2 protein-coding genes are annotated in these 554 nt (G+C 48.7%); one reads left to right on the top strand and one right to left on the bottom strand.

What is annotated here, in order from left to right:
- Window positions 1–344, bottom strand: a 344-nt coding sequence (locus tag K0039_RS20375) for a glycoside hydrolase family protein (protein WP_228106784.1), incomplete at its 3' end; no start/stop codon positions are given.
- Window positions 345–471: 127 nt separating this feature from the next.
- On the opposite strand from K0039_RS20375, the gene K0039_RS20370 reads away from it, so the two are divergent.
- A partial coding sequence (locus tag K0039_RS20370; protein WP_228106785.1) for a single-stranded DNA-binding protein occupies window positions 472–554 on the top strand: 83 nt, incomplete at its 3' end.

Raw genomic sequence — 554 nt, 5'->3', positions numbered from 1 at the left:
ATGTCTTTGCCCCGGAAGTGCTGATTAATACAGCGTTCAGCGATCAGGATATTCTTTTCCCAATCAGCGGCGATTTGCTGGTCGGTTTTTCGCACACCCGGCGTTACCCCGTGTGTATTACCGATCCCGTCAGTCCATACCCCCGCCGGGCACATGTATGGATCACGTCGGCAACCTTCAGCGTTACCAATCAGCTCAAGCCCCGCCTGGTTGGTTCGCACATTGCCATTACCCATCACGATGGTAATCATCACCGCGATAGCGCCAATTGCACCGCCTCCTGCGGCTGTTTTTCCCTTCAGAAAGACCTCATAAGCGAAGTTTTTACGCTCCAGGACAAACACTCATTCACTGCCAATACCGACTGACTCGATCCCTTAAGAAGGCACAGGATAATGCAAATCACTTGTTAGCCACGTTTCAAAGATATACATTATTGCTCTAATTAATTTATTTTATTAGGTAAGAAAAGTGGCACAACGCGGTGTAAACAAAGTCATCCTGATTGGTACCCTGGGGCAAGACCCGGAGATCAGGTATATACCAAATGGCGG

It is taken from the genome of Terrisporobacter mayombei (assembly GCF_020748465.1).
In the GTDB taxonomy this organism is placed as follows: domain Bacteria; phylum Bacillota; class Clostridia; order Peptostreptococcales; family Peptostreptococcaceae; genus Terrisporobacter; species Terrisporobacter mayombei.
The sequence above is the reverse complement of the archived record's forward strand: the minus strand, read 5'-3'. Positions and strand labels throughout refer to the sequence as shown.